This is a genomic window from Oceanicola sp. 502str15 (assembly GCF_024105635.1).
GTDB lineage: Bacteria > Pseudomonadota > Alphaproteobacteria > Rhodobacterales > Rhodobacteraceae > Vannielia.
The window spans coordinates 241,367-260,252 of record NZ_WYDQ01000001.1 but is presented as its reverse complement, the minus strand read 5'-3'; the positions used below and the strand labels follow the sequence as shown (position 1 = coordinate 260,252).

The 18,886-nt window shown below is 66.6% G+C and carries 20 protein-coding genes; 8 read left to right on the top strand and 12 right to left on the bottom strand.

Going from position 1 to position 18,886, the window contains the following annotated elements; all coding sequences use genetic code 11:
* Positions 1-8 precede the first annotated feature (8 nt).
* The 3 genes from GTH22_RS01270 to GTH22_RS01260 form a co-directional block, all read right to left on the bottom strand.
* A complete protein-coding gene (locus GTH22_RS01270; protein ID WP_252942736.1) occupies positions 9-1,010 on the bottom strand; it encodes a YcjF family protein in 1,002 nt (333 codons plus the stop codon).
* Positions 1,007-2,422, bottom strand: coding sequence for a YcjX family protein (locus GTH22_RS01265; RefSeq protein ID WP_252942735.1), 1,416 nt, complete (start codon positions 2,420-2,422; stop codon positions 1,007-1,009). Before GTH22_RS01265 ends, GTH22_RS01270 begins: the two co-directional genes overlap by 4 nt.
* Before the next feature lie 85 nt (positions 2,423-2,507).
* Complete coding sequence (locus tag GTH22_RS01260; RefSeq protein ID WP_252942734.1) at positions 2,508-2,879, bottom strand: hypothetical protein; 372 nt, start codon at positions 2,877-2,879, stop codon at positions 2,508-2,510.
* Positions 2,880-2,956: 77 nt separating this feature from the next.
* Here GTH22_RS01260 and GTH22_RS01255 point away from each other — a divergent pair, with 77 nt between their 5' ends.
* Positions 2,957-3,721: an alpha/beta fold hydrolase gene (locus GTH22_RS01255; RefSeq protein ID WP_252942733.1), complete on the top strand. Its 765-nt coding sequence runs from the start codon at positions 2,957-2,959 to the stop codon at positions 3,719-3,721.
* 9 nt (positions 3,722-3,730) lie between these two features.
* Here GTH22_RS01255 and GTH22_RS01250 read toward each other — a convergent pair whose 3' ends face one another.
* On the bottom strand, positions 3,731-4,018 hold the full coding sequence (locus tag GTH22_RS01250; RefSeq protein ID WP_252942732.1) for a hypothetical protein: 288 nt from the start codon (positions 4,016-4,018) through the stop codon (positions 3,731-3,733).
* Between the two features lie 43 nt (positions 4,019-4,061).
* A complete protein-coding gene (locus tag GTH22_RS01245; RefSeq protein WP_252942731.1) occupies positions 4,062-4,235 on the bottom strand; it encodes a hypothetical protein in 174 nt (57 codons plus the stop codon).
* Between the two features lie 717 nt (positions 4,236-4,952).
* On the opposite strand from GTH22_RS01245, the gene GTH22_RS01240 reads away from it, so the two are divergent.
* Together GTH22_RS01240 and GTH22_RS01235 are read left to right on the top strand one after the other, a co-directional pair.
* On the top strand, positions 4,953-5,069 hold the full coding sequence (locus GTH22_RS01240) for an entericidin, EcnA/B family (protein ID WP_252942730.1): 117 nt from the start codon (positions 4,953-4,955) through the stop codon (positions 5,067-5,069).
* Positions 5,070-5,248: 179 nt separating this feature from the next.
* On the top strand, positions 5,249-5,782 hold the full coding sequence (locus tag GTH22_RS01235; RefSeq protein ID WP_252942729.1) for a hypothetical protein: 534 nt from the start codon (positions 5,249-5,251) through the stop codon (positions 5,780-5,782).
* Here the strand turns inward: GTH22_RS01235 and GTH22_RS01230 are convergent.
* Positions 5,733-6,017, bottom strand: a complete 285-nt coding sequence (locus GTH22_RS01230; protein WP_252942728.1) for a DUF2442 domain-containing protein — start codon at positions 6,015-6,017, stop codon at positions 5,733-5,735. The genes GTH22_RS01235 and GTH22_RS01230 overlap by 50 nt on opposite strands.
* A 134-nt stretch (positions 6,018-6,151) precedes the next feature.
* The gene (gene lepA / locus GTH22_RS01225) at positions 6,152-7,951 is read right to left on the bottom strand and encodes a translation elongation factor 4 (RefSeq protein ID WP_252942727.1); all 1,800 of its coding nucleotides are present in this window, start codon (positions 7,949-7,951) and stop codon (positions 6,152-6,154) included.
* A 118-nt stretch (positions 7,952-8,069) separates the two neighbouring features.
* Between lepA and GTH22_RS01220 the strand changes: the two genes are divergently transcribed.
* Positions 8,070-8,798: a hypothetical protein gene (locus tag GTH22_RS01220; protein WP_252942726.1), complete on the top strand. Its 729-nt coding sequence runs from the start codon at positions 8,070-8,072 to the stop codon at positions 8,796-8,798.
* A 210-nt stretch (positions 8,799-9,008) separates the two neighbouring features.
* Positions 9,009-9,326 carry a hypothetical protein gene (locus GTH22_RS01215; RefSeq protein WP_252942725.1) on the top strand — a complete coding sequence of 106 codons (318 nt, stop codon included), beginning with the start codon at positions 9,009-9,011 and terminating at the stop codon, positions 9,324-9,326.
* Here GTH22_RS01215 and GTH22_RS01210 read toward each other — a convergent pair whose 3' ends face one another.
* Positions 9,327-9,785 carry a low molecular weight protein-tyrosine-phosphatase gene (locus tag GTH22_RS01210; RefSeq protein ID WP_252942724.1) on the bottom strand — a complete coding sequence of 153 codons (459 nt, stop codon included), beginning with the start codon at positions 9,783-9,785 and terminating at the stop codon, positions 9,327-9,329.
* 30 nt (positions 9,786-9,815) lie between these two features.
* On the opposite strand from GTH22_RS01210, the gene GTH22_RS01205 reads away from it, so the two are divergent.
* Both GTH22_RS01205 and GTH22_RS01200 read left to right on the top strand, forming a co-directional pair.
* Positions 9,816-10,499: an NAD-dependent deacylase gene (locus GTH22_RS01205; RefSeq protein ID WP_252942723.1), complete on the top strand. Its 684-nt coding sequence runs from the start codon at positions 9,816-9,818 to the stop codon at positions 10,497-10,499.
* 57 nt (positions 10,500-10,556) lie between these two features.
* Complete coding sequence (locus GTH22_RS01200) at positions 10,557-11,252, top strand: nitroreductase family protein (RefSeq protein ID WP_252942722.1); 696 nt, start codon at positions 10,557-10,559, stop codon at positions 11,250-11,252.
* A gap of 6 nt (positions 11,253-11,258) precedes the next feature.
* Here GTH22_RS01200 and GTH22_RS01195 read toward each other — a convergent pair whose 3' ends face one another.
* From GTH22_RS01195 to GTH22_RS01180, 4 genes are all read right to left on the bottom strand, one after another.
* The gene (locus GTH22_RS01195; protein WP_252942721.1) at positions 11,259-11,720 is read right to left on the bottom strand and encodes a copper chaperone PCu(A)C; all 462 of its coding nucleotides are present in this window, start codon (positions 11,718-11,720) and stop codon (positions 11,259-11,261) included.
* A gap of 136 nt (positions 11,721-11,856) precedes the next feature.
* Positions 11,857-12,141: a 50S ribosomal protein L28 gene (gene rpmB / locus GTH22_RS01190; protein ID WP_252942720.1), complete on the bottom strand. Its 285-nt coding sequence runs from the start codon at positions 12,139-12,141 to the stop codon at positions 11,857-11,859.
* A 106-nt stretch (positions 12,142-12,247) separates the two neighbouring features.
* Positions 12,248-13,360 carry a DUF2235 domain-containing protein gene (locus GTH22_RS01185; RefSeq protein ID WP_371928307.1) on the bottom strand — a complete coding sequence of 371 codons (1,113 nt, stop codon included), beginning with the start codon at positions 13,358-13,360 and terminating at the stop codon, positions 12,248-12,250.
* Positions 13,347-15,638 carry a xanthine dehydrogenase family protein molybdopterin-binding subunit gene (locus GTH22_RS01180; RefSeq protein WP_252942719.1) on the bottom strand — a complete coding sequence of 764 codons (2,292 nt, stop codon included), beginning with the start codon at positions 15,636-15,638 and terminating at the stop codon, positions 13,347-13,349. Before GTH22_RS01180 ends, GTH22_RS01185 begins: the two co-directional genes overlap by 14 nt.
* A gap of 137 nt (positions 15,639-15,775) precedes the next feature.
* Here GTH22_RS01180 and GTH22_RS01175 point away from each other — a divergent pair, with 137 nt between their 5' ends.
* A complete protein-coding gene (locus GTH22_RS01175; RefSeq protein WP_252942718.1) occupies positions 15,776-18,883 on the top strand; it encodes a valine--tRNA ligase in 3,108 nt (1,035 codons plus the stop codon).
* Positions 18,884-18,886: the final 3 nt, after the last annotated feature.

The window sequence follows — 18,886 nt, the reverse complement described above, 5'->3', positions numbered from 1 at the left end:
GTCGCGCCCTACGACTGCGCGCGGTCCTCGCGCCCGAACAGCCCGGTCAGCGCCCGCCGGACCAGCCCGGTCACGCTGGGCCGGCGCCCCTCGCCGAAGGGCAGCGGGCGGCAGACCTCCATCGCGGCCACCCCGACCCGCGCCGTCAGCGCGCCGTTGATGACCCCCTCGCCAAAGCGGCGCGACAGCTTGCTGAGCACGCCCCCGCCCGCCACCGAGCCGATCAGGTCGTCGCCCACCGCCACCGCGCCCGTGGCCACCAGATGCGCCAGCACGCTGCGGGTCAGCCGCCAGCTTCCCAGCACCCCGGCGCGCCCGCCGTAGATCTCGGCGATCCGCCGGATCATCCGCATGTTCGACGTGAGCGCGGTGAAGACATCGGCCAGCGCCAGCGGCACGATCGCGGTGACGGTCGCAACCTGCCGCGCCGCCGCCTCCACCTCGGCTTGGGCCAGCGCATCCAGCGGCACCAGCAGCTCGCGCTCGGCCAGCGAAAGCAGCGCATCGGCGTCAAAGGCATCGCCGCGCCGCTCGGCCATCCGCTCGCGGCCCCAGCGGGTGTCGTCCCGCGTGGCATAGAGCCGCTCCAGCCGGTCCACCACGCCCCGCGCCGCGCCGAGGTCGCCGCTTGTCAGCGCCCCGGCGGCGGCCTTCTGCAGCCCGTCGAGCCGCGCCAGCCGGGCAAAGGCGGCCAGCTCGCGCAGCGCCATGAGTGCCAGCGCAAGCAACGTCACCGCAATCAGCACCGTGGCCACCCAGCCCAGCACCGGGCTGCGCTCCAGCAGCCGCATCACGAAATCCCATGCCGCAACCGAAACCACGAGGCTCACCACCCCCGCCAGCCCGGCCCAGAACAGCCGCGCAATCCGGCTACCGGGGCGCGCCGAAGACACCGCCAGCCGCTGCATCGCCGCCGGGCCGGTGGCGATCTCGGGCACCGGCGGGGCCTTGTCCGGCCCCGGCGCGTCGTCTTCCACCTCGAAGACCAGAGGCGTGTTCTTCTCGCTCATCGCAGCCGATCCCCGATCAGAAATTCCGCCGCCCGGTCCAGCCGGATGTGCGGCGGCCCCTCGCCGGGGCTGAGGCTCACCTGCGCCGGGGCGAATTTCATCACCGCATAATCGCCATCGAGCCATGCCTCTCGCCCGCCCCGCGCCGCGCCCAGCAGCCGCCCCGGATCTTCCGGCAGCGCACCGGGATACATCGCCGCCTTTTTGCCCGTCTCCATCAGCGTGCCGCGCACAAGGTCGATCTCGCGGCCCTCATGGCTGCGTGTCTCCTCGGTGGTCGCCCTGAGCGCGGCAATGCTCATCGCCTGCGTCTTCGCCCCGGCAAAATCCGCCCGGTCCTTGGCCTCGCGCACCAGCGCCTCGGTGATCGAGGTCAGCGCCCCATGCTGCCTGTGATGCAGATGGTCGGCCTTGGTGGCGGCAAACAGGATCTTCTCCACCCGATGCCCGCCCAGCAGCCGCGTCAGCCAACCGTTCCGCCCGGGCTTGAACGCCCCGAGGATGTCGGCCATCGCCTGCCGCAGATCCTCCAGCGCGCGCGGCCCGGCATGGATCGCGCCAAGCACATCCACCAACACCACCTGCCGGTCGATCTCGGCGAAATGCTCCTTGAAGAAGGGCTTCACCACCGCCCGCTTGTAGGCCTCGAACCGCCGCGCCAGCTCGCGCCGCAGGCTGCCCCGCGGCGCCTCGCCCGGGGGCAGCGGCGCGAAGGTCAGCGCAGGGCTGCCCTCCAGCTCGCCGGGCAGCAGGAACCGCCCCGGCGTGCAATCCGAAAAGCCCGCCTCCCGCGCCGCCTTCAGATACTCCGCAAAGGCCTCCGAAAGCCGCTTGGCCTCCGGCTCCTCCAGCCTGCCCGCCCCGTCAACGGCATCCAGCGCCGCCACGAACTCCGCCCCCTGTTCGCGCCCCCGCGCCTTCTCCAGCGCCTGCACGGCCCAGTCGTCATAGCTCATGTCGAGCAAGCCGAGATCGAGCAGCCACTCGCCCGGGTAATCCACGATATCCAGATGCACCACCTGCGGCCCGCGCAAACCGCCCAGCAACCCGCCGGGCTGCACCTTCAGGCTCAACCGCAGCTCGCTCACCGCCCGCGTGCTCTCGGGCCAATGCGGCTCGGGGCCGACCATGGCGGCAAGGTGATCCTCATAGGCAAAGCGCGGCACGGTGTCGTCGGGCTGGGGCTGGAGATAGGCCGCCCTGATCGCCCCGTCGGCGGCGGCCCTGAGCCCGCCCATCCGCGCGCGATCCATCAGGTTGGCCACCAGCGAGGTGATGAACACGGTCTTGCCCGCCCGGCTCAACCCGGTCACCCCAAGGCGAATGCGCGGCTCCAGAAAGCTGCCACTCACCACATGGCCCACGCTCTCCACGCCCCGCGTCACCCCGTCAACGATGGTGGAAACTACCACGCCTGCCCCTTCCTTCGGTTCCTCAGATACTTAGGGCGCCCCCGGAGCAATGTGTAGGGCGGGCGACAACCCCACAATCCGCGCCTCAGATCCGCCCGCTCGACGCAAGCCACCAGATCACCAGCCCGGCCACCAGCAGAAAGTTGAACGCCAGCCAGCCCAGAATGCCCAGCACGATCCCCTTGCGCCGATCCACCGGATCGACGGTCTCGAGAAAATTGCGCACCACCTTCTCGGCCTTCTCCACCCGCGCCGCATCGTACTGAAAGGCAAACTTCGGCACCTCCATCCGGGCCTCCGCCTCTGCAATGAAGGCCGCCTCCCGCCGCACCTTGCGCGGCAACAACCGCCTGCCACGGCGCAGCTTATCAGCCAGCGTCTCGCCGCGCCGAATGCCCAGCCGCTCGCCCATCATCTGCGCCAGCCCGTCGGCCACCTGTTTCACCGGATGTTCCATGCCGAGGCTTCTAGCCGCCCGCGCGTGCGCCGAAAACCCCGCTTGAGCATGGCCCTCCCGCGCGCTACCTCCTCCCCATGCTGGCCATGACCCATTACGACGGCGACACCGCCGCCCCCGCCCTCCTCATCGCCCACGGCCTCTTCGGCTCTGCGCGCAACTGGAACGTCATCGCCAAGCGCCTCTCCGGCCCCCGGCGGGTGGTGACGGTCGACATGCGCAACCACGGCCAATCGCCCTGGTTCGACAGCCACAGCTACCCAGACCTCGCCAGCGATCTGGCCGAGGTGATCGAGGCCGAGGGCGCTCCGATGGACCTGCTCGGCCACTCCATGGGCGGCAAGGCCTCTATGGTGCTGGCCCTCACCCGCCCCGAGCTGATCCGCCGCCTCGTGGTGGCCGATATCGCGCCCGTCGCCTACAGCCACACCCAGGGCCACCTGATCGACGCCATGCGCGCGCTCGACGTCACCGGCCTGTCGTCGCGCTTGGAAGCCGACAAGCGCCTCGCCGCCCATGTCGAAGACGCCGGCACCCGCGCCTTCCTGCTGCAATCGCTCGACCTCAAATCCGACCCGCCACGCTGGCGCTTCAACCTCGACGCGCTGGAGGCGGAAATGTCCAAAATCGTCGGCTGGCCCGGCCCCACGGGCGAATTCTCCGGCCCCGCCCTCTTCCTCACCGGCGCCGAAAGCGACTACGTCACGCCCGAGGCCCGCCCCGAGATCAAGGCCCGCTTTCCCCACGCCCGGTTTGCAAAAATTCCCGGCGCCGGCCACTGGCTCCACGCCGACAAGCCGCGCGCGTTCGAGGCCACACTCGAGGCCTACCTCACCGCCTGAAGCCGCCCCTCACGGGCAGCTCATCTTGCCTTTCGTCAGGTTGAAATCCCCGGTCAGCGAGCCAAGCGCCACCTCGCAGCCCGTCGCCTGCCGCACCGCCATGGCCACGGCCACCGGGTAGGTCCGCGCGTTCGGCCGCCCGAGGTTGGTCCGCACCGCCTGAAACTCCGGGTCGGCGGCAAAGATGTTGAACGTATAGCCCATCGCCTGCACCCGATGCGCCGAATGGCCCGGCAGGTCATCCTTGACCGTGTTGCAGCCCGCAAGGGCAAGAGGGAGGCACAGCAAAAGGCGCATGGCCGAAACCCTGCGCCTTCATGGTTAATAAAGCCCTAACGGCTCAGACCTCCCGAACCTCCCGGCTCTCCGGCGCCTCCTTGCGCCCGCCCCACCAGGCCCCCAGCGCGACCAGCAGCGCGAGCACAAAGGCAATGCCCGCCAGCCACGCCAGCCCGGTGAAAAGCAAGAACAGCGCGCCCGCCACGGCCATCACCGCAAGGGCATAAAGGATCATTTTCGCACGGCTGGGCATCTCGCTCTCCTTCGAAAGGTTCCAAGCCAAACGCCCCGCTCCTCGCCCGGTTCCGCCGGCTGGGGGCAAACATCGCCCTTGCGCCCTGCCCAAAAACGCAGAAGGCGCCCCGGCAGAGGTCTCCCCCCGACGCAGCGCCTTCCTGAACAGGCCGGCCTCGCGGCCTTTCCGTTCGCATGCCCGTGGCCTCACGGCCCCTGCATGAAGCGGGATCAACCCTTCCGGGCCGTCCCCCCAAGCCGGCAAGGGCTTGCACCCCCTCCGACCAACGCGATCCCTCGCCCGCCGCCTTCCCGTTCGAGCTTCAGAGAAACCCTCCCGTTTCGACCAGCGCGCAGCTCTTGCAAGCCCGTTGCTCTCACCACGACCCGGCCTTGAGACGCCCTCACGAGCCCCCGTCGCCCCAGCCGCTCCAGCCCCGAAGGCCACCGCGCCCCGCTCCGGGTCTTGCGACCCCTTGCGTTAACAAAACCGTCACACTCTGGGGGTGAGTCGGGCAAGACAAAATTAGGTCCGATGCGGATTTTTCTGGGGATAAGATATTGGAAAGGCGTGTGAATAACCTGTGGAGCACGCCGAATTGCACCACAATCCCAACACCTTGCACCACAAACCCCCACCAGGAATTTTCCGCCCCGGATTCCCACGCCCAAACCGAAGTGCTACCCTCCCGAAAAACAGACCCTCCGGAGCCCCCCCATGACCCGCATCACTCTTGCCCTCCTTGTCCTCACCCTCCTCTCCGCCTGCGAAACCGTGAAGGGGGTCGGGAGGGATGTGACGAACACGGCGGATGCTGTGCAGAACGCGTTTTGAGGGCTTGCTACTTCTTCTCGGATGTTGACGGCTTGCTCGGGCGACTAGGAGGTGACGGCTTACTTGGCGGTTTTTGTGTTGAACCGTCCTTGTAAGTCCCGTTTAATTGACCTCTAGTGGGAGGTGGTCTCTTGGGACTTTTCGTCATTGTGTCCTCTTTGCGTTAGTCTGGTTGGCCCATGAGCTTTCACGACAATAAAAAGCGTAGCGCCAAAGACGCAGAACAGCAACGGCGCAACAAAGAGCGAATAGCCATCGAAGCGCTCCGACAAACCGAAACCTACTTAGAAGAATTGAATGATATCGCTGCTTCCGCCGATGCGAGAGCGATGGCTTTCACTGGTTTCGCCGGCGTGATGGCAACGCTTTTTCTTACATTAGCCCCGGATGCGCCTAGCCCCGTTTTTGCCTACATCGGAGCAATTTCGGTCATTCTTGGCGGAATCAAAACTGCAAGCTCGGGGAGTCCTCGTGGTTTCTATTCCGCTGGAGCATTCTATGCGGATTGGGAAGAACACATAGCCGACGATGACGCTTTCTTAGAAGTGATTATCTCGCAAGCAAAGGAGAACGACGAAAGGATTGAGCACAACAACGGCCTCCTAGAAGAAAGAGCATCTTCATTTCAGTCCGGGGTCACTTTGGTCATATTTGCTACATTGGTCACGATGCTGATCCAGTTGGCCAGCGAACTTCAAAACTCTGGAATTTGATTCCATCAGCCGCAACTCCCGGCACATCCTTCACGAGCAGCCCGGGCACCGAGATATCCTCGTCCAGCCCTCCCCAGTGCAACCCGAACGGCGAAATCTCCACCGCCGCCCGCTCCTCCGCACTCGCCCCGAGCAACCGCGGAAACCACGCCAAGGGCACCCCAATGGTGCGCCCGTCCTCCAGCGCCACCCACATCGCGTCGTCGTCGAAGTTTACAGAAGTTGCATGGGCCATGTCTGTAGGGTGGGTGAAACCCACCGCCCGGTCAATGGGAGGCGTATCACCCGATGCACTCCAATTGCACCGTGTGGGCACGCAGTTTTCTATCGAAAACCGCTTCCGCCCACCCGCCTCGAAAATGGCCAGCTTCAGCTGTCCATTTTCAAGGCGCTAATAAACGCCTCCTGCGGGATATCCACCTTCCCGAACTGGCGCATCTTCTTCTTACCCGCCTTCTGCTTCTCCAGCAGCTTCTTCTTCCGCGTCGCGTCCCCACCGTAACACTTCGCCGTCACGTCCTTGCGCAACGCGCTCAACGTCTCCCGCGCAATCACCTTCCCGCCAATCGCCGCCTGGATCGGGATCTTGAACATGTGGCGCGGGATCAGGTCCTTGAGCTTCTCGCACATCGCCCGGCCCCGCATCTCCGCCCGGTCCCGATGCACCATCATCGACAAGGCATCCACCGGCTCGTCATTCACCAGCACCGACATCTTCACCAGATTGTCCTGCCGATACCCCACCATCTGGTAGTCGAACGACGCATAGCCCTTGGTGATGCTCTTCAGCCGGTCGTAGAAATCGAACACCACCTCGTTCAGCGGCAGGTCATAGACCACCATCGCCCGCCCACCCACATAGGTCAGGTCCAGCTGAATGCCCCGCCGCTCCTGGCAAAGCTTCAGCACGTCGCCGAGGTAGTCGTCGGGCACGAGGATCGTCGCCTTGATCCGCGGCTCCTCCACGTGGTCCACGTAAGTAAGGTCGGGCATGTCGGCGGGGTTGTGAAGCTCCTTCATCTCCCCGTCCTTCATGTAGAGATGATACACCACCGACGGCGCCGTGGTGATGAGGTCGATGTCATATTCCCGCTCGATCCGGTCGCGGATCACCTCGAGGTGCAAGAGCCCGAGGAAGCCGCAGCGAAAGCCGAAGCCCAGCGCCGCGCTCGTCTCCATCTCGTAGGAAAAGCTCGCATCGTTCAGCGCCAGCTTCTCGATCGCATCACGCAGGTCTTCAAACTCGGCCGAATCCACCGGAAACAGCCCGCAGAACACCACCGGCACCGAGGGCTTGAAGCCCGGCAGCGGCTTGTCGGTGCCCTTCTTCTCGGTGGTGATCGTATCGCCCACCCGCGTGTCGCGCACCTGCTTGATCGAGGCGGTCAGAAAGCCGATCTCCCCCGGCCCCAGCTCGTCGACCGGCAGCAGCGCGGGCTTGAACACGCCGAGCCGCTCCACCGGATAGACCGCATTGGTGCTCATCATCCGGATGCGGTCGCCCTTCTTCAGCACGCCGTCCTTGATCCGCACCAGCACGATGACGCCGAGGTAGGCGTCATACCAGCTGTCCACCAGCATCGCCTTCAACGGCGCGTCGCGCTCGCCCTGCGGGGCGGGCAGCAGCTTCACGATCGCCTCCAGCGTCTCGTGAATGCCCACGCCGGTCTTGGCGCTCACCCGGATCGCGCCGCTCGCGTCGATCCCGATCACATCCTCGATCTGCTCGGCCACCCGGTCGCAATCGGTGGCGGGCAGGTCGATCTTGTTCAACACCGGCACGATCTCGTGGTCGGCATCAATCGCCTGATACACGTTCGCCAGCGTCTGCGCCTCGACCCCTTGCGTCGAGTCGACCACCAGCAGCGAGCCCTCGACGGCTCGCATCGAACGGCTCACCTCATAGGCAAAGTCCACATGCCCGGGCGTGTCGATCAGGTTCAGCACATATTTCTCACCGTCATCAGCGACATAGTCGATCCGCACGGTCTGCGCCTTGATGGTGATGCCCCGCTCCCGCTCGATATCCATCGAGTCCAGAAGCTGCTCCTTCATGTCGCGGTCCTGCACCGTGCCGGTCGACTGGATGAGCCGGTCGGCGAGGGTGGATTTTCCGTGGTCGATATGGGCGACGATGGAGAAATTGCGGATATGTTTGAGGTCGGTCATCCGGCTCATATGCTGGGGTTTCAGGCCCCCGTCAAGCGGGCGCGAAACGCGGTTAACCCGGTCTTGACCCTTCCTGCGTTACCAAGCCGACGCCCGCAACCACAGGCCGTGCCGCCCAATGCCGCCCCATGCCCATGCCACCGCCCAGATCCCCCGCCGCCCCCGCGCCGCGCAGGACCAGCAGGCCCCGTGGAGCGCGCTGTTCTTTCTCTCCGGCGGGCTGCCCCTGATCGGCCTGCTCTGGTCGCCGCCCCAGCCCACCGCGCTGTTCTACACCGCCTACGTGGCGCTCTGTGCGCTGCGCTGGGTGCCGCTGCGGGGCGCGGGCGGCTTCATCTTTGCGGCCCTGCTGACCGGCGCGCTGATCGAAAGCCTGAACTGGCTGGGCCTCTACCTGCGCTGCGCCCCGCAGGGCCACCTCGCCCACCCGCAACTGCTGGCCCAACTCACCCTCGGCTTCGGTTTCTACCTCGGCGGGGCGCTGGCCTGGGCCTGGCTGTTCCGGCGCTACGGGTTTTCCACCTCCGAGGCCTTCGTGATTCACGGCATCATGGGCATCTCAGTGGCGCAGAACGGCGAAATCCTGCTCGAGGGGCTGCGCACCCTGCCCGCCGGGGCGCTGGTCTGGCTCTTCGTCTATGCGCTCTACGGCTGCACCGTGGCCCTGCCCCGCCGCCTCTCCACGCCCTGCGGGGCGCGGGTGGCGCGGCTCTGGTGGCACTACCCGGCGGCGCTGGCGGTCTGCACCACGGGCGCGCTCGGCGGGCGCTACGGCTGGGGCTGGCTGGCGGCGACTCTGGGCGCCCTGCCCGCACCGCGCCCGATCTGCACCGCGCCCTTCTGGTGAGCGGCGGCAGCGCCGCGCTCACGCCGCCTCACCGGGATTGGAGCGCTCTGTTTCCGCGCCGTGCACAATCTATTGGCCCCGCGCGGGGCTTCACCACAAAACATGCCTAATTGAATTTTAACTGTTTTCGAGTCATCTTCGATGGATCACGACCCCGTGCAGCCGGGGGCACATCCGGCGGCGGACCACGCGACAACGAGGCATCAGCAGATGAAAACGCTTTCTTCCATCGTCCTGTGCGCGGCCATGGCTCTGCCTGCCGCCACCACCTTCTCCACCCCCGCCGAAGCCAAGGTGCTGGAGCGGGCCTGCAACAAGTCCGACCGGGGCGCCTCGCGCTCGCTGTGTTCCTGCATCCAGCGGGTGGCCGATTTCGAGCTGTCCCGTTCCGAGCAGAAGAAGGGCGCGAAGTTCTTCAAGGAGCCGCAGCTCGCGCAGGATACCCGCCAGTCCGACCATCCGGGCAACGAGGTGTTCTGGAAGAAATGGAAGAAGTTCGGCGTCACCGCCGCCGCCTCCTGCTCCTGATCAGCGCGCGCCGCTGATCTCGCGCACCAGCGCGTCGCAGGTCTGCGCCACCATCTCCACCACCGCATCGAACCCGCCCTCGTAATAGGGGTCGGGCACCTCGTCGCGCCCACTCGGGCCGTGGCTCAGAAACAGCGTCACCGGCGTGGTGTTGCCCGCCGGGCGGAGCGCCTCGATGTCGGCAAGGTTCTGGCGGTCCATGGCATGGATCGCGTCGAACCGGTCGAAGTCGGCGGCCACGAACTTCTGCGCCCGCAGATGGCTCAGGTCATAGCCCGCCGCCTTCGCCGCCGCCTGCATCCGCGCATCGGGCGGGTGGCCCACATGCCAGCCCCCGGTGCCTGCGCCCTCCACCACCACATCCAGCCCCGCCTCCCGGGCCTTGGCCTCGAAGATGCCGTGGGCGGTGGGGGAGCGGCAGATGTTGCCGAGGCAGACAAAGATCACGCGATGGGTCATGCTGGCGAGGTTAACCGAGACAGCGAGCCCATGCGACCCATCACCATCCTCACCGGCGCCGGCATCTCCGCTGAGAGCGGAATCGCCACCTTCCGCGACCCCGGCGGCATCTGGGCGCAATATGACATCGAAGATGTCGCCACGCCGCAGGCCTTCGCCCGCAATCCCGAGCTGGTGCTCGATTTCTACAACATGCGCCGCGAAAAAGTGAGGAGCGCCAAGCCCAACGCCGCGCATCATGCGCTCGCAATGTTGCAAAAGTCCTGGCCCGGCGAGGTCCATATCATCACCCAGAACGTCGATGACCTGCACGAGAAGGGTGGCGCCGAGGTGATTCACATGCACGGGGCGCATCACAGCGCCCTCTGCGCCGCCTGCGGCGCCCGCTGGCTTGCGCCCCCCGCCATGGCGCTGCACGACCCCTGCCCCGCGTGCCGCCAGCCCGCCACCCGCCCCGATGTGGTCTGGTTCGGCGAGACGCCCTATCACATGGAGCGCATCGGCGAGATCCTGTCCCGCACCGCCCTCTTCGTCTCCATCGGCACCTCCGGCGCGGTCTACCCGGCGGCCGGCTTCATCCGCCTCGCCCGCAGCGCCGGGGCCGAGACGCTGGAGCTCAATCTCGAACCCTCCGAGATCACCCCCCTCTTCGACGAGGCCCGCCACGGCCCCGCCACCGAGCTTGTGCCCGCCTGGGTCGACGAGCTCCTGTAGGGCGGGACTTGTCCCGCCTTCCCGCCGCGGTCAAACTCCGCCCCAAGGAGGCCCCCAATGTTCGCCAAAGACCAACTCGATTTCGAGCCGATCCCCCTGCCCGACCGCGCCGACCTGAGCGATGCGCAAAGCCTCGCCGCCGCCCGCGCCTTCCTCGCCAGCATGGAACAGCGCCACACCGTGCGCGACTTCTCCCCCCGCCCCGTCGCCCGCGAGGTGATCGAGGCCGCCGTCGCGACCGCCGGGCGCGCGCCCTCGGGCGCCAACCACCAGCCCTGGCACTTCGCCGCGATCAGCGGGCCGAAGGCCAAGGCCGCCATCCGCGCAGCCGCCGAAAAGGAGGAGGAGGCCTTCTATGCCGGCGGCGGCGGTGACGAATGGCTGAAGGCGCTCGAGCCCATGGGCACCGATCCCGCCAAGCCCCACCTCGAGGTCGCGCCCTGGCTCATCGTCATCTTCGCCCAGCGCTGGGGCGAGTTCTCCGATGGCACCCGGTACAAGAACTACTACGTCCCCGAGTCGGTCGGCATCGCCACCGGCTTCCTCATCGCCGCGCTGCACCAGGCCGGGCTGGTGGCCCTCACGCACACCCCCAACCCGATGAAATTTCTCAATGATCTGCTCGGGCGGCCCGCTTCGGAAAAGCCGGTGATGATCCTCGCCGTCGGTCACCCCGCCGAGGAGGCCACCGTGCCCAGGGCGGCCAAGATCAAAAAGCCGCTCTCCGAGATCATGTCGGTGATCGAGGACTGAGCGCCCTCAGTGGCCCATCTTCGAGTGGTCCATGGCCTCCGGCGCGCGCTCGTTGTCCACCGGCACCTCGACCACCACCTCGCCCGCCTTCTCGAAGGTGAGCGTCAGCCTCACCGTGGCGCCCTGCTCCAGCGGCCCGGTGAGCCCCATCATCATCACGTGGTCACCGCCCCGCGCCAGCAGGTGGTGGCCCCCGGCGGGCACCGCAAAGCCCTCTTCCACGTGGCGCATCTTCATCACGCCCTCGCCGGCCGACTCATGGGTGTGCAGCTGCACCCGCGCCGCCGCCTCCGAGGCAACCCCCACCAGCCGGTCGTCCTCCGTGCCGCCGTTCACGATCTCCATGAAGGCCGCGCCCGACTTGGCCGCCGGGCTGGCGGCACGGGCATAGGCATCCACGATCCGGATCTCCGCCATCGCGGGCGAACCCGCCATCAGGGCGGCAAGGGCAAGGAACTTCAGGGTCATCTCGGGGCCTCATCGGTCGTCAACGCATCGCGTCGCACCCTACGCCCTCGCCGGCCCCCTGCAAGGGGCCAGAATGAAGCAGCCCCGCGCGGTGTCTCCACCGGCGGGGCGCAATCTTTTCGGACCCTCGAAAGGATCAGGCCACCTGGGCCTTCTCGATGTCTTTCTTGATCTTCTGCGCCTTGGGCGAAAGATCGTCGGCCTTGGCCTTGTTCAGAAAGGCGTCGAGTCCGCCGCGATGGTCCACCGTGCGCAGCGCATGGTTGGAGATCCGCAGCTTGAAGGGGCGGCCCAAAACGTCGGAAATCAGGGTCACGTCCTGCAGGTTGGGCAGGAAGCGACGGCGGGTCCTGTTTTTGGCATGGCTGACGTTGTTGCCAGTCATCGGGCCCTTGCCGGTCAGTTCGCAGACGCGAGACATGGTTTCATCCTCGTGCTCAAATGAGAGGGGCGCGGCCCAATGCCGGGCGCGCCCCGAATTTCGTTTCGTGCGTTTAGGGGCAAAGCAAACAGGCGTCAAGCCCTCCTCAGCGGGAGTCGGGGCCACAATCGCCGGTTTCATGGTGCTTTTCCACAGAAGGCCCCGGTCCGCCAGAGGCAGGGTCGGCCATCAGCGGCGCATCCGGGCGGGCGGTGGGGTGATAGGATTCGCTCGGATCCTCCATGATCACCCGCGCCTGACGCGACAGAAACAGCTTGCCCCAGCCCATGAACCGCCCCACCGAGGGGGCCGAAACATCCTGCGGAAACTCCGCCGCCCAGCCCTCTGGCAGCGGCAACCCGCAGTCCGCCAGCCGCCCCAGCATCCAGACCAGCGCGATATTGGCCAGCGGTCGGGCCTTCAGAAAGGGCGTCACATGGCCGCCCACGTCGCCATGCGCGCCGCGAAACCACACCTGCTCCAGCCGCTCGCCCGGCCAGCCCTCCCGCGTGACCCACATCACCGGCGCATAGGCCAGCCGGGTCTCGTCGAGCGCCAGCGCATGAAAGCCGTTCTTCACCGCCGCCCCGAGGTTGTGGTTGTGGAAGGCATGGGTGTCGTTGGCGAACCGCCAGAGCACCGGCAGCCGCACGCCGAGGCTCTTCACCGTATCCCAGCAGCCCACCGCCTCGATGCGCACGTCGTTGTGGCAATAGGCCAGCCGAAACCGCAGCGCCGCCTCACTGCTCCCGCCCGCGCGGTAGTGCCGCCAGACCTGCCGGATGCCCCGCACCGTCGCGTGCTTGCCCTGTAGCAGCCCCACCGTGTCGATGCACCCCGCCAGCGAGCGCACCGCATAGGCCCCGCGCGAGTAGCCGATCAGAAAGATCCGGTCGCCGGGCCGGTAGCGGCTGGCCAGAAAGCCGTAGGCCCGCTGGATCTGCCGGTTTATGCCCCGGCCCACCACCACGTCGCCGGTCGATTTCCAGTCACGCCACTGGATGCCCGGCTGATAATGCACCGAAAGCCGCGCCCGCGACCCGGCGCGCTGCAACAGCTTGAAGGTGATTCCGGCATGGGTTTCGTGCTTGTTGCGCAGGCTCGACATGGTGCCGTCCAGCACGACCACATGGGTCACGGGCTCCCGCGTGGCCAGGCGCGGCGTGGTCTTGTCACGCCGCCCCGGCCAGAAGGTGCCTAGTAGCTCACGAAGCGTCACCTTCCGCCTCTTTCAGCAGTGCCCAGACCCGCTGTGGGGTAAAGGGCACCTGCGCATTGCGCACGCCCTTCTCCCAGAGCGCGTCGATCACCGCGTTGGTCACGGCCGCCATGGCGCCAACCGTGCCGGCCTCGCCGCAGCCCTTCATGCCCAGCGGGTTCTGGATTGAGGGCACCGGATGGGCCGCAAAGCCGTAGAACGGCAGATCCATCGCGCGCGGCATGGCATAATCCATGAAGGAGCCGGTCAGAAGCTGGCCATCCGCGTCGTAAACGGCGTTCTCCATCAGGATCTGCCCCACGCCCTGCGCCACGCCCCCATGCACCTGCCCCTCGGCCAGCGTCGGGTTCACGAGGTTGCCGAAGTCGTCGACCACCGTGTAGCGCTTCAGCTCCACCTGCCCGGTCTCCGGGTCCACCTCGACCTCGCAGAAATGCCCGCCGTTGGGGTAGCTGCGCCCGTCGAGCGTGGCCTTGGCCTCGTGGCGCAGCAAATCTTCGCGGCCCTTCTCGCGGGCCATCTCGGCGGCGTCGATCAGCGTCGGGCGGCGGTTGGAGCCCGGCGCGCCAAAGCTGCCATCCTCGAACTCCACCTCATCCACGCCCAGCTCCTCGGCCACGAAGGGCGCGAAGGCCTCAACCATCACGTTGACGGCGGCAATCGTGGCATTGGTCTGGTTGGTCACCGAGCGCGACCCGCCGGTGCCGCCGCCCGTGGCGATCCGGTCGGAGTCGCCCTGAATCACCCGGATCTTCTCCACCGGAATGCCACTGCGCTCTTCGAGGAAGGCGGCATAAACGGTTTCATGCCCCTGCCCGTTCGACTGGGTGCCCACCATCAGGTCCACAAAGCCATCATCGGCAAATTCCACCGTCGCGCCCTCGGTCGGATCGCCGAGGATGGATTCGATGTAATAGGCCAGCCCGTAGCCGCGCAGCTTGCCATTGGCCTCGCTCTCGGCCTTGCGCGCCTTGTAGCCCTCAAGGTCGGCGGCCTTTTCCACATCGGCCAGCACCGCATGAAAATCGCCCACGTCGTAAAGCTCGCCCACCACGGTCTTGTAGGGAAACTTGTCACCGGGGATGAAGTTCTTGCGCCGCAGCTCCCAGGGGCTCACCCCAAGCTGCCGCGCCGCCTCGTCCATCATCCGCTCGAGCACAAAGATCGCCTCGGGCCGCCCCGCGCCGCGATAGGCGTCCATCTGCGCGGTGTTGGTGTAATAGCCCTTCGAGCCAAGAAACGCGGTCTGAATGTCATAGGTGCCGGGAAAGACCTTGGCAAAGAGCGCCGACTGGATGAACTGCCCGAAGCCCGAGTTGTAGGCCCCCATGTTCGAGCGGTTCTCGCACTTGTAGGCGGTGATCTTCAGATCCTCGTCAAACCCCAGCTCGGCGGTGCTCACCAGATCGCGCCCGCCATGGTCGCTCTGCAAGCCCTCGCCCCGGTCGCTCATCCAGCGCACCGGATGGTCAAGGTGCTTGGCCGCCCAAGCCACCACCAGATGCTCCGGAAACTCCTGCCCCTTCAGGCCAAAGCCGCCGCCCACATCGGGATGCGTCACGCGAATGCTCTCCGCCGGCAGGCCCATCTGGCGCACCAGCGAGTCCTTCTGCCCCCACACGCCCTGCCCGCTGAAACAAAGGTGAATCCGCCCCTCGCCCCACTCGGCCCAGCAGCCGCGCGGCTCCATCGACACGATCATCACCCGGTTGTCGACGATATCCAGCTTCACCCGATGCTTGGAGGCCGCAAGCGCCTTGTCGGTCGCCTCCTCGTCGCCCTGCGCCCAATCGAAGGCCATATTGTCGGGGGCCGCCTCATGCAGCGGCTCGCCGCCCGGCGCGAGCTCCATGTGCACGGGCAGATCGTCGAAATCCAGCTCGATCGCCTCCGCCGCATCCTTCGCCTGCTCCAGCGTCTCGGCAATCACCACCGCCACCGGATCGCCCACAAAGCGCATCCGGTCTTCCACCAGCACCGGGCGGCGCGAATTGGCGCCCTTGGAGCCATCGCGGTTCGGCACCCGCCCCCCCGGCATGTCGATGTCGATCCCGTCGGCCAGCATCTCCTTGGCGCCCGCCACCAGTTTCACCCCCGGCATCTGGCGCGCATCCTCAAGGCCCAGTGCCGTCAGCTTGGCATGGGCCACCGGCGAGCGCAGAAAGTAGGCATGCAGCGCGCCCTCGGGCGGCGTGTCATCCACATACTGCCCGTGTCCGGTGAGAAAACGCTGGTCCTCCACCCGTTTGAGAGACTGGCTTTTTCCGAAAGCGTTCATGCGGCTGACTCCTCTTCGCTGGCCCGTGAGACACTAGCCCTCGTGGCCGCACTGTCCAGAGCCAGCGCGGGCTTTCCCTCGCCCGCCCGATTGGGTATCCCCTCCCCCTGAGCAAGACCCCGAGCCGGAGAGCCGACATGGCAATGGAAAAGACGTTCGACGCAAGCGAAGCCGAAGGCCGCATCTACGCGGCATGGGAGAAGGCGGGCGCCTTCGCCGCCGGTGTCGCCGCGCGCCGCCCCGAGACCTATTCCATCATGATCCCGCCCCCCAACGTGACCGGCTCGCTCCACATGGGCCACGCCTTCAACAACACGTTGCAGGATATCCTGATCCGCTGGCACCGGATGCGCGGCTTCGACACGCTCTGGCAGCCCGGCACCGACCACGCCGGCATCGCAACGCAAATGGTGACCGAGCGCGAAATGGCCGCCAACGGCGAGCCGACCCGCGCCGAGATGGGCCGCGAAGCCTTCCTCGAGCGCGTCTGGCAGCAAAAGGTCAAATCCCGCGGCACCATCATCGGCCAGCTCAAGCGCCTCGGCGCAAGCTGCGACTGGTCCCGCGAGGCCTTCACCATGGGCGGCGCGGCGGGCGACCCCGAGGCCGGCAACGGCCCCAACTTCCACGATGCCGTCATCAAGGTCTTCGTCGACATGTACGAAAAGGGCCTGATCTATCGCGGCAAGCGGCTGGTCAACTGGGACCCGCACTTCGAAACCGCGATCTCCGATCTCGAGGTCGAAAACATCGAAACGCCCGGCCACATGTGGCACTTCAAATACCCGCTCGCCGGCGGCGAAACCTACGAATACGTCGAGAAGGACGAAGACGGAAACGTCACCCTCCACGAGACCCGCGATTACATCTCCATCGCCACCACCCGGCCCGAAACCATGCTGGGCGACGGTGCCGTCGCAGTTCATCCATCGGATGAACGTTACGCCCCAATCGTCGGAAAACTCTGCGAAATCCCGGTCGGCCCCAAAGAGCACCGCCGCCTGATCCCGATCATCACCGACGAGTACCCCGATGCCACCTTCGGCTCCGGCGCGGTCAAGATCACCGGCGCCCACGACTTCAACGACTACGGCGTCGCCACCCGCAACAACATCCCGCTCTACCGTCTGATGGACACCAAGGCGAACATGCGTGACGACGGCGAGCCCTACGCCACCTGCGCCGCCCGCGCCCAGGCCATCGCCAATGGCGCGAGCTTCTCCGAAGCCGAAGTCGATACCCTCAACCTCGTCCCCGACGAGCTGCGCGGCCTCGACCGCTTCGAGGCCCGCAAGAAGGTCGTCGACCAGATCACCGACGAAGGCCTCGCCGTCATGGTCCCCGCCCCGCCGAACGACGAAGGCGAAACCTGCTTCGACGGCGGCATGATGCCCTACGTCGAGAACAAGCCGATCATGCAGCCCTTCGGCGACCGCTCCAAGGTCGTCATCGAGCCCATGCTCACCGACCAATGGTTCGTCGATGCCGAAAAGATCGTCGGCCCCGCGCTGGACGCCGTCCGCAACGGCGAGGTCAAAATCCTCCCCGAGTCCGGCGAAAAGACCTACTACCACTGGCTCGACAACATCGAACCCTGGTGCATCTCCCGCCAGCTCTGGTGGGGCCACCAGATCCCGGTGTGGTATGGCCTCGACCTCTCCGCCCCCGACTTCAAGGACGACGAGAACGACGGTGCGCTCGACCACGTCGAACTCATGCGCCTGCTCACCGAGGGCATGGTCCACACTGGCACCGTGCACCACTGCGCCGCCGACATCGCCACCGTCACCCACAAGTTCAAGGGCGAGCTGGCCGACACGCCCACCCCCATCAGCAACGCCCGCATCGTCGAAGTCGCCTCCCGCGCCGAGGCGATCGACACGCTGGCCGCCTCGCTGGCCGAGTATAACCTCAGCCAGGACCCCACCGTCCTGACCTACCCCGTCTGGCGCGACCCCGATGTTCTCGACACATGGTTCTCCTCCGGCCTCTGGCCCATCGGCACCCTCGGCTGGCCCGAACAGACGCCCGAACTCGCCAAGTATTTCCCCACCTCCACCCTCGTCACCGGGCAGGACATTCTCTTCTTCTGGGTCGCCCGGATGATGATGATGCAGCTCGCCGTGGTCGGCCAAGTCCCCTTCACCGAGGTCTATCTCCACGGCCTCGTCCGCGACGCCAAGGGCAAGAAGATGTCCAAGTCGGTCGGCAACGTCATCGACCCGCTCGAAATCATCGACGAGTTCGGCTGCGACGCCCTGCGCTTCTCCTCCGCCGCCATGGCCGCCCTCGGCGGCGTGCTCAAGCTCGACACGAGCCGCATCGCCGGCTACCGCAACTTCGGAACCAAGCTCTGGAACGCCGCCCGCTTCGCCGAGATGAACGGCGTCTTCGAGGCCCGGCCCGAAGGCATTCCCCAGCCCCAATCCACCGTCAACCGCTGGATCATCGGCGAACTCGCCAAGACCCGCGCCGCCGTCGACGAAGCAATGGAAAACTACCGCTTCAACGAGGCCGCGCAGGCCCTCTACAGCTTCACCTGGGGCACCTTCTGCGACTGGTACATCGAGTTCTCCAAGCCGCTGTTCGACACCGAGGCCGCCGACGAAACCCGCCAAACCATGTCCTGGGCGCTCGACCAGGTGCTGATCCTCCTGCACCCCATCATGCCCTTCATCACCGAGGAGCTCTGGACCGAAAAAGGCCACGACGGCTTCGTCATGCACGCCGAATGGCCCACCTACGGCCCCGAGCTGATCGACGCCGGCGCCGATACCGAGATGAACTGGGTCATCTCCCTGATCGACGCCATCCGCTCCGCCCGCGCCCAGATGCACGTCCCCGCCGGCCTCCACGTCCCGCTGATCCAGGTCGCCCTCACCCCCGAGGGCGAGGCCGCCTACGCCAACAACGAGGCCCTCATCAAGCGCCTCGCCCGCGTCGAGAGCCTCACGAAGGCCGACGAGATGCCCAAAGGCGCCATCACCATCGCCGTCTCCGGCGGCACCTTCGGCCTCCCCGTCGCCGACCTCATCGACATCGACGAAGAGAAAGCCCGGCTGGAGAAGACCCTCGGCAAGCTCGCCAAGGAAATCGGCGGGCTTCAGGGCCGCCTGAAAAACCCCAAGTTCGCCGAAAACGCCCCCCCCGAGGTGGTCGAGGAGGCTCAGGCCAACCTCGCCGAACGGCAGGAAGAAGAAGCCAAGTTGAAAGAGGCGCTGGCCCGCCTCGCAGAGATCGGTTGAGCA